The sequence below is a fragment of the Chryseobacterium potabilaquae genome (assembly GCF_902728265.1).
Lineage (GTDB): Bacteria > Bacteroidota > Bacteroidia > Flavobacteriales > Weeksellaceae > Chryseobacterium > Chryseobacterium potabilaquae.
The window spans coordinates 1-11,700 of the sequence record NZ_CACVBR010000063.1; the positions used below are offsets into that span (position 1 = coordinate 1).

An 11,700-nucleotide genomic window follows, 5' to 3' on the forward strand; every position below is an offset into this window, starting at 1 on the left:
AATCAGCTTAATAGCCATAATACTATTTCCTCCTAATCGAAAGAAATCATCATGTAAACCGATATTTTCTACAGGTAAGCCCAATACTTCACTATAAATTGCTGCCAGACCTCGCTGAAGAGAAGTCTCTGGTACTATATATTCTTTATCTCCTGTGAAGTTAGGTTCTGGTAAGGCTCTTCGATCCAACTTACCATTGAGTGTCATTGGGAATAATTCCAAATGAACATACACCGAAGGAACCATATACTCCGGAAGTAATCCTGATAAGTATACAGATAAATCTTCAGGATTAACTGCACTATCCGATACATAATAACCTACCAAATATTTTAAGCCTGAACTATGCTCCTTTGCCAGTACAACACTTTGACGAATCCCTTCATAACTCAATAATCCATTCTCTATCTCTCCTAATTCTATCCTATACCCTCTGATCTTAACCTGGAAGTCATTCCTCCCTATATATTCCAAATCTCCTCCAGCAAGATAACGGCCTAAATCTCCTGTCTTATACATACGATCATTATAACCTATTGCTTTCTCTTCTTCGCTTTGGAAAGGATTCAATAGAAAACGCTCTGCTGTAAGCTCAGCAAGATTTAAATACCCTCTTGATAGACCAGCACCTCCTATATACAATTCTCCTACGGCTCCCACGGGTACTGGACGTAAATACTCATCCAAGACATAAATACGTTGATCCGGAATATGAGTTCCTATGATACACGCACTTCCTAATTCTTTTGAATCTAAAGGTCTATAGCTCACGTGAACTGTCGTTTCGGTGATTCCATACATATTGATTAAAAGAGGAGCTTCAGAATAACGACCATACCAAGGTTCCAAAGAAGCAAAGTTCAAGGCCTCTCCTCCAAAAATCACATAACGAAGTTGGGTAAGTTCTATATCTTTAGAAAGAACTATATCGGTAAACTGATAGAACGCTGTGGGAGTTTGATTTAATACCGTTACTGCTTCTCTATGACATACATCAAAGAAGAGATGTAAATCTTTGGTTTGTTCTAAACTAGGAATCAATAGCTTTCCTCCATGAGATAAGGCGCCCCACATCTCCCATACACTAAAGTCAAAAACATACGAATGGAATAAACTCCATACATCCTTATCCGTAAATCCATACCAATGATCCGTAGCACAGAATAAACGAACCACACTCTTATGCTCTATCATCACTCCTTTTGGCTTTCCTGTTGTACCACTGGTGTAAATAACATAGGATAAATCACCTGAACTTACTTCTGTATTGGGATTATCCGTAGAACAAGTACTCACTTCAGCTTTCATCTCTGAATTATTCAAGCTTATGATATCTAAAGCTTCTTCTCCCGTTTCTATTAATTTCTTATAATCATATAATCTGTCTTTTGTATTCTCTTCAACAAGTACCAATCTGGCCTTGGTATCTCCCAGAATATGTTCTATTCTATCCATAGGATAATTAGGATCCATCGGAACATAGGCTCCTCCTGACTTCAAAACTCCTAAGATTCCTATTAGCATCTTCTCAGACCTTTCTAAACATAAAGGTATAAGTTCATCAGGCTGGATTTGATAATTTTGTAATAAATAATGAGCCAATTGGTTAGATCTCTCATTAAGCTCTCTATAACTTAACTTTACATCCTCATACACCAAAGCAAGATGATCCGGAGTCTTCTCTACCTGTCTTTCAAATAATTCATGAAGGGTAACACTTGTGTCGTATTCTACTCCCGTTGCATTCCAATTATAAATCAAGTCTTGATATTGAAGCGCTGAAACATATGACAGTCTATCTGTAGTAATGGTAGGATCTTCCAAAAGCTGATCCAACATTAATTCCATTCCTTCTAGTACCTGAGACATCATAGCCTTTTCAAATAGCAATCCTTCATAGTTCAACGTAAGACTCACTTCCTCTCCTCTCTCATACGCAATTAAACTTAAGGGATAATCTACCTTCTCTATAGAATCACGGAATCGGATATCTACATCCTCAGAAACATCTCCATCGGATATAGGATAATTCTCATATACAAATAAACTGCTGAATAGTCGCTCTCCATTATCTTGAAGACTTGATAAACTCTTATCACTGTATGTGTTAAGATCACTTACAGAAGATTGAAGATTTATTATTACATCCATTACCTTACCTTCCTTATGATCTACAATCAAGGGAAGGGTATTGATATACAAACCTACTGAACTTTCAATCCCCTCAACAGGTAAACTTCTTCCCGAAACGGTCGTTCCTACTACTGTCGTTCTTTGATTGCTGTAGATACTTAACTGTTTATGCCATACATACTGTAACACCGCATTAACTGTTAAGCCCTCCTTAGAGATTAAATTCTTTAACAAAGTATACCTCTCCTCTTTGATATGTAAGGTTAAAGATTGATGATCCTGAATATGACGATAGCTTGAAAGATTCGTATGCTTCTCTGAGACTGTAAGTAAACTACTCAAATCCTCCCTATCTTCTAATAACAACATATACTCCTTCCAGAAGGAATCACTCTCTCCCTTATGACTCTGAAGATACTTCTGGGATTCTCCATACGATATATCCACCATAGAAGCTACTACTTCTCCTTTCAATAATCTAAGGTAGGTGGTATGAATATCATTAAACAGTACAGGCATACTCCAACCATCCAAGATCGCATGATGATTACTGAAAATACATGTATAATGAATCTCGGAATGTTGACACACATAGACTCTGAAGAGTCCTGATTTGGAAAGATCATACTCCTCTTCTCTGTCTTTCTGAACAATGGATTTGATCTTATCTTCTCTTTCCTTTTCATCATACTCACTCAGATCTATATAACGCCAATCCACAGAACCTATCTTATCTATCACCTGAACAATAGACTCTGACCAATCAAATCTCGTTCTTAATACAGGATGCTTCTTCTGAACATATTCCCAAGACTCCTTTAACTTATCCAAATCAACCCCTCCATGATAATCCCATAAAAGCTGTACCCGATAAGAATCATCTACATCTCCCTGACTTAAAGCATGGTAGATAAAACCTTCCTGAAGACTACTGGCTAAATATACAGAATCAATCTCTATCTCTTCCTGAATAGAATCTAGTTGGCTGGAACTCAGAATATGATCCACATCTGACACTGTAAGGTAGCTTCTATCTATTCCTGATAACTCATTCACAAGCTGCTCTAAGTATCCTTTAAACAATACTGATAAACGAATCATCTCTTCTTCACTGAAGTAGCCTCCTAATCCGAAATATAATTCTCCTCCTACCACAGCACCATTGATAGTAAGAAGATGAGAATCCAAATTATCTCTTCCTATAGGTTCTCCACTATTCTCCCCTACGATATACCAACTCTCTGATACAGATTCCTGTTGATCCAACTGGCCCAAGTAATTAAAACTAATTCTAGGAAGATTACCATCTGTATAGCCGATAAGACTTCCATAACCTATCCCATTATCAGGAATACCTCTCAAAGACTCCTTCGTATGAACTAGTGTAGAGAATAGATCTTTACCTCTCTCTAACACTATGGGATACATCGTGGTAAACCAGCCTACTGTTTCAGTAATATCCATTCCCGGAAAGATATCCTCTCTTCCATGGCCTTCTAATACAATACCATGATGAGACAACCCCGTGAAATCACAAAGAGCCAAAGAGAAAGCTGATAAAAGAACATCATTAATCTGAGTATGATACACACCATGAATATCTCGAAGTAAACGACCCGTGGAATCTTTATCCAATACCAAATCGGAATGATGATAGAGAGAACTACTAAGACTCTGGATATGAAGACTACTATTCTTCGTATTCTCTATAATACTATTCCAATACCTTAGCTCTTCTTCTCGGGAGGTAGCACTATCCTCTTTATAAGTCTTAACCACATCAACCCACTGGCGGTAACTGCTTCCTTTTACATACAATGGGTTGGTATTTCCTTCCTTAAGAGATCTATACATCAACTGAAGATCTTCTGTTAAGATTCGCCAGCTTACCGCATCGATAATAAGGTGATGGAAACAGAAATGAACACGACAACTTCCATCTTCATAACCATGGATATATCCTACATGAAGTAAAGGTCCTTCAATGATATCAAATCCACTTTGCCAAGAAGTAAAGACTTCTACTAATTCTTCTTCACTTACATCTCTACGATCAAGTATACTCAAATCAGGAGATATAGCTTCTTTTCTATACTCTTGAAGATAGCCATGCTCTGTCTTAGGATAATATAGTCGTAAGGCATCATGCTTCTCTACTAATTGTAAGAGACTTTGTTTTAATATATCTATATCCAGTTCAGGAACATGAATCATAAAGGACTGATTCCAATGATGGAAAGAGGTAAAATATTCTCCTAACTCTACCCCATGGAAGAACCATTCCTGAATCGGTAATAATGAAACTTCACCTTCTAATATTCCCTGTTCTGTAATAAGAGACAATCCCTCTTCATCCTTTCTACTTTCTAAGAGCTCAGAAAGATGATAAACTGTTCTATAGGTAAAGACTTCTTTAACACTTAAGGATAAGGATAATCGTTTTCGTAAACGACTCACGAGTTGGATACTGATAATACTGTCTCCTCCCAAGCGGAAAAAGTCATCATGTAAGCCGATACTTTCTACAGGTAAACCCAATACTTCGCTATAAATTGCTGCCAGATCTCGCTGAAGAGAAGTCTCTGGTGTTATATATTCTTTATCTCCCGTGAAGTTTGGTTCAGGTAAAGCCCTGCGGTCTAACTTACCATTTATCGTAAGAGGAAGTGATTCTAAATGAACATACACAGAAGGAACCATATACTCCGGAAGTAATCCTGATAAATGTACTGACAGCTCTTCATGATTTAATGCTGCATCTGACACATAATAGCCTACCAAATATTTCAAGCCTGAACTATTCTCCTTAGCTAAGGCTACTGCTTGGCGAATCCCTTCATAACTCAATAACCCATTCTCTATCTCTCCCAATTCTATCCTAAATCCTCTGATTTTAACCTGGAAGTCATTTCTGCCTATATATTCCAAATCTCCTCCAGCAAGATAGCGAGCCAAATCTCCGGTTTTATACATCCGTTCATTATAACCTATGGACTTCTCTTCTTCACTCTGGAATGGATTCAAGAGAAAACGCTCTGAGGTAAGCTCAGCAAGATTCCAATAACCTCTTGATAAACCGGCCCCTCCTATATACAATTCTCCTACGGCTCCTATAGGAACTGGGCGTAAGTATTCATCCAGTACATAAGTTGTGGTATTGGTAATAGGTTGACCTATATTAAGAGCATTACCATCCTCATGATAATGATGATAAGTAGTACATACCGTGGATTCTGATGGACCATACTCATTAAGTAAAATAATATCTGAATATTCCTTTCTATCGATTTCAGGAAAAGATTCGCCTCCTGCAAATATTAGCTTAAGACTTGTATCCGGTAATATTTCTTTTAATAAGACAGGAGGAATAAACGATACTTCTATACCATGATCTGTAATATACTCATTAAGATCTTTTACGGATTTTCTATATTCATCACTATACAACCACAACGTATTTCCATTACACAGAACAGGAAAGGCTTCATACACAAAAGCATCAAAAACATAATTCGAATAACAACCTACATTCGTATATTCGTTAAGTCTGTGAGAGGATATCATAAACTCTACAAGATTTACAACCCCTTTATGCTCTATCATCACTCCCTTTGGCTTTCCTGTTGTTCCACTGGTGTAAATTACATAAGATAAATCACCTGAACTTACTTCTGTATTGGGATTCTCACTAGAACAAGTACTCAGTTCAGATTTCATCTCTGAAGAATCCAGACTTATGACACTCAGATTTGAGGGTTCTGCTTCTGTATCTACTAATTTCTTGTACTCATATAATCTATCTTTTGTATTCTCTTCAACGATTACCAATCTAGCCTTAGTATCTCCCAGAATATGTTCTATTCTATCCATAGGATAATTAGGATCCATCGGAACATAAGCTCCGCCTGACTTTAAAGCTCCTAAGATTCCAATCAGCATCTGCTCCGATCTTTCTAAACATAAAGGAATAAGTTCATCAGGCCTAATCTGATAGTTTTGTAATAAATAATGAGCCAATTGGTTAGATCTCTCATTAAGCTCTCTATACGTTAGCTTTATATCCTCATACACCAAAGCAATATGATCAGGGGTCTTCTCTACCTGTCTCTCAAATAGCTCATGAAGAGTAACACTTGTATCGTATTCTGAATAAGTATCCAAAAGATTGGAGAAGATTCCATCTCCACTATACTCTTCTTCTCTTACCCAAGATAGGTTTTCAAGTTTTAACGGACATCTATTATCTCTTGGATGACATACCATCTGTTCTAAGAGATAAACATATGTACTGATCATATGATCAATCGTACTTTCTTTAAAGAGATGGATAGCATAATTAAAGCTTCCTGACAAAGAATCTCCTCCATCATCTATCATCACACTCAAGTCAAATTTAGCTATATCATAAGAAACATTTCCTTCAAATTCTTGAAACAAAGAGTCTTCCTCATACATTCTCTTTGCTTCATTTCCAAAACTCTGTAAACCAAACATCACCTGGAATAGAGGATGACGAGATACATCCTGAACCACTCCCAACTCTTCTACCAATTTCTCAAAAGGTACATCCTGATGCATTTGAGCTTCTGAGACGGAAGCTGAAACTTGTAAAATAAAATCTCTTACCGAGACTCCATAATCAATCTCTTCCCGAAGTACTAAAGTATTGACAAAAAAGCCGATCAGATCCTCTAAACCTGTATGATGACGATTCGCTACTACTGTTCCTAGTACTATATCCTTTTGCCCTGAGTAAGAGGATAACAACAAGTAGTAACCTCCCAGCATTACACTGTATAAACTAACCCCTAAGTCTCGAGACAGGAGTCTAAGCTCCTCCCCTAAAGTATCTGAAATACTAAAATGTATTGTATTTCCTTCATAAGAAATAGCTGAGGGACGAGCATAATCTAAAGGAAGATTTAAAGGTTCTACTTCCGAAAGTTTAGTCCTCCAATAATCCACTTGTTTTTCTAATACTTCTCCCTGAAGATAACCCCTTTGCCATAAAGCAAAATCCTTATACTGAATAGGGAGCGAAGGTAAAGAAACCGGATCACCCAATAACAAATCCCTATAGATAACATGTAGTTCTTCTAAAAAGATATCACTAGACCAACCATCAAAAGAAATGTGATGAATAACTATACTGATATAAGAAGTAATCTCACTCTTATTTTGGTTATCCTGCTTTTTCTTTGTTTTATTATTTTTAGTCTTTTCTTTCTCATTGAATAGACAAACTGAAATAGGAAGTTCTTTGGATAAATCAAAAACCCTAGTGATTTCTTGAGAGATAAGATCTTCTAATTCTCTAGAGCTAAATACATCAATCTCTTTAATACTGAACTCTTGATCACTCACATACTGATACCCAACTCCTTCGGAGCTTGTTACAATCAAAGTACGTAGAATATCATGTCTTGATAGAAGAACTTTAAAAGATTCTGCTAAAATGCTAAGATCAATCCTGGAAGATAATCCGAAAACCATAGGAATATTATACGCTGAGCTTCCTCCTTCATACTGATCAATAAACCATAAACGCTCCTGGGCAAAAGATAAAAGTTGCTGCTCAGGGCTATGAACCACTATAGGACTTATCATTTCACTACCTCCTGATTCTAAATCTTTCAGTATTCCTGCTAATCCAAAAATAGTCTTATGAGTAAATACCATCGCTACATTTGACTGTAAACCTAATCCTTGATGAATCTTACTGATCAGTTTAATAGCCATAATACTGTTCCCTCCCAAGCGGAAGAAATCATCATGTAAACCTATACTTTCTACTGGTAAAACTAAAACCTCACTATAAATCTCTGCTAATTGTTTTTCAAGAGGCGTTGTTGGTGCTATATATTCCTTATCTCCTGTGAAGTTAGGTTCTGGTAAAGCCCTGCGGTCCAATTTACCATTGAGTGTCATGGGGAATAATTCCAAATGTACATACACAGAAGGAACCATATACTCCGGAAGAAGCCCTGATAAATACACAGATAGGTCTTCATAATTAACTGCATTATCCGATACATAATAGCCTGCTAAGTATTTTAAGCCTGAACTATTCTCCTTTGCCAAGACTACTGCTTGACGAATACCTTCATAACTCAATAACCCATTCTCTATTTCTCCTAGTTCAATCCTATACCCTCTGATCTTAACCTGGAAGTCGTTTCTGCCTATATACTCTATATCCCCACCAGCAAGATAACGTACTAAATCTCCAGTCTTATATATACGTCCATTATAGCCTATTTCCTTCTCTTCTTCACTCTGGAATGGGTTCTCTAGAAAACTCTCTGAGGTAAGTTCAGGAAGATTCAAATAACCTCTTGATAAACCGGCTCCTCCTATATACAATTCTCCTACAGCTCCTACAGGAACAGGTCGCAGAGATTCATCCAACACATAAGTTGTTGTATTGATAATAGGTTTGCCTATGTTGAGAGCATTACCATCCTCATAGTAATAATGATAAGTAGCACATACCGTGGACTCAGTAGGACCATATTCATTAATTAAAATAATATTAGGATATTCATTTCTTTCTATTTCAGGAAAGTTTTCTCCTCCTGTGAAAATTAATTGAAGACTTGTGTCCGGTAGCACTTCTTTTAATAATACCACAGGAATAACGGATACTTCTATACCATGCTCTGTAATATATTCATTAAGCTCTTTTACAGATTTTCTAAGTTCATCACTATACAACCACAAACTATTACCATTACAAAGAACAGGGAAGACTTCACTCACAAAAGCATCAAAAACATAATTGGAATAGCAACCTACATGGGTATACTCTTTGAGTCTGTGAGAATCTATCATATAATCAACAAGATTCACAACTCCACTATGTTCTATCATCACTCCTTTTGGCTTTCCTGTTGTTCCACTCGTGTAAATGACATACGATAAATCACCTGAACCTACTTCAGTATTTGGATTATCCGTAGAACAAGTCCTCAAAGAGTCTACTATATTTAAAGCATTTAGACTTATAATACTCAGATTTGAGGATGCTGTTTCTGTAGCTGTTAGTTCCTTGTACTCATATAATCTGTCTTTTGTATTCTCTTCAACGATTACCAATCTAGCCTTAGTATCTCCCAGAATATGCTCTATTCTATCCATAGGATAATTAGGATCCATAGGAACATAGGCTCCGCCTGACTTCAAAACTCCTAAGATTCCTATCAGCATCTGCTCAGATCTCTCTAAACATAAAGGGATAAGTTCATCAGGACTAATCTGATAATGTTGTAATAAGTAATGAGCCAACTGATTAGATCTCTCATTAAGCTCTCTATACGTTACCTTTACATCTTCATACACCAAAGCAATATGATCCGGAGTCTTCTCTACCTGTCTTTCAAATAATTCATGAAGGGTAACACTTGTGTCGTATTCTACTCCCGTTGCATTCCAATTATAAATCAAGTCTTGATATTGAAGCACTGAAACATACGACAGCCTATCTGTAGTAATAGTAGGATCTTGTAACAGCTGATCCAACATTAATTCCATACCTTCTAGTACCTGAGACATCATAGATCTTTCAAATAACAAACCTTCATAGTTTAACGTAAGACTCACTTCCTCTCCTCTCTCATACGCAATTAAACTTAAGGGATAATCTACCTTCTCTATAGAATCACGGAATCGGATATCTAAATCCTCAGAAACATCTCCATCGGATATAGGATAATTCTCATACACAAATAAACTACTGAATAAACGTTCTCCATTATCTTGAAGACTTGATAGACTCTTATCACTGTATGTGTTAAGATCACTTACAGAAGATTGAAGATTTACTATTACATCCATCACCTTACCTTCCTTATGCTCTACAATCAAAGGAAGGGTATTGATATACAAGCCTACTGAACTCTCAATCCCCTCAACAGGTAAACTTCTTCCAGAAACGGTCGTTCCTACTACTGTCGTTCTTTGATGACTGTAGATACTTAACTGTTTATGCCATAAATATTGTAACACCGCATTAACTGTTAAGCCCTCCTTAGAGATTAAATTCTTTAACAAAGTATACCTCTGCTCTTTGATATGCAAGGTTAAAGATTGATGATCCTGAATATGACGATAGCTTGAAAGATTCGTATGCTTCTCTGAGACTGTAAGTAAACTACTCAAATCTTCCCTATCTTCCAATAGCAACATATACTCCTTCCAGAATGAATCACTCTCTCCCTTATGACTCTGAAGATACTTCTGGGATTCTCCATACGATATATCCACCATAGAAGCTACTACTCCTCCTTTCAATAATCTAAGGTAGGTGGTGTGAATATCATTAAACAGTACAGGCATACTCCAACCATCCAAGATTGCATGATGATTACTGAAAATACATGTATAATGTGATTCTGAATGTTGACACACATAGACTCTGAAGAGTCCTGATTTGGAAAGATCATACTCCTCTTCTCTGTCTTTCTGAACAATGGATTTGATCTTATCTTCTCTTTCCTTTTCATCATACCCACTCAGATCTATACAACGCCACTCCACAGAACCTATCTTATCTATCACCTGAACTATAGACTCTGACCAATCAAATCTCGTTCTTAATACAGGATGCTTCTTCTGAACATATTCCCACGACTCCTTTAACTTATCCAAATCAACCCCTCCATGATAATCCCATAAAAGCTGTACCCGATAAGAGTCATCTACATCTCCCTGACTTAAAGCATGGTAGATAAAACCTTCCTGAAGACTACTGGCTAAATATACAGAGTCAATCTCTATCTCTTCCTGAATAGAATCTAGTTGGCTGGAACTCAGAATATGATCCACATCTGATAACGTAAGGTAGCTTCTATCTATTCCTGATAACTCATTCACGAGCTGCTCTAAGTATCCTTTAAACAATACTGATAAACGAATCATCTCTTCTTCACTGAAGTAGCCTCTTAATCCAAAATACAATTCTCCTCCTACCACAGCACCATTGATAGTAAGAAGATGAGAATCCAAATTATCTCTTCCCACAGATTCTCCACTATTCTCCCCTACTATATACCAACTCTCTGATACAGATTCCTGTTGATCCAACTGTCCCAAGTAATTAAAACTAATTCTAGGAAGATTACCATCTGTATAGCCTATAAGACTTCCATAACCTATCCCATTGTGAGGAATACCTCTCAAAGACTCTTTCGTATGAACTAGTGTAGAGAATACATCTTTACCTCTCTCTAACACTATGGGATACATCGTGGTAAACCAGCCTACTGTTTCAGTAATATCCATTCCCGGAAAGATATCCTCTCTTCCATGACCCTCTAATACAATACCATGAGTAGACAACCCAGTGAAATCACAAAGAGCCAAAGAGAAAGCTGATAAAAGAACATCATTGATCTGGGTATGATACACACCATGAATATCTCGAAGTAAACGACTCGTAGAGTCTTTATCCAATACCAAATCGGAATGATGATAGAGAGAACTACTAAGACTCTGGATATGAAGACTGCTATTCTTCGTATTCTCTATAATACTATTCCAATACCTTAGCTCTTCTTCTCGGGAGGTAGC

At 36.9% G+C, this 11,700-nt stretch carries 1 protein-coding gene; it reads right to left on the reverse strand.

Annotated features, from left to right (window positions below):
- A partial coding sequence (locus CHRY9293_RS17700; RefSeq protein WP_162034194.1) for a non-ribosomal peptide synthetase occupies window positions 1–11,700 on the reverse strand: 11,700 nt, incomplete at both ends.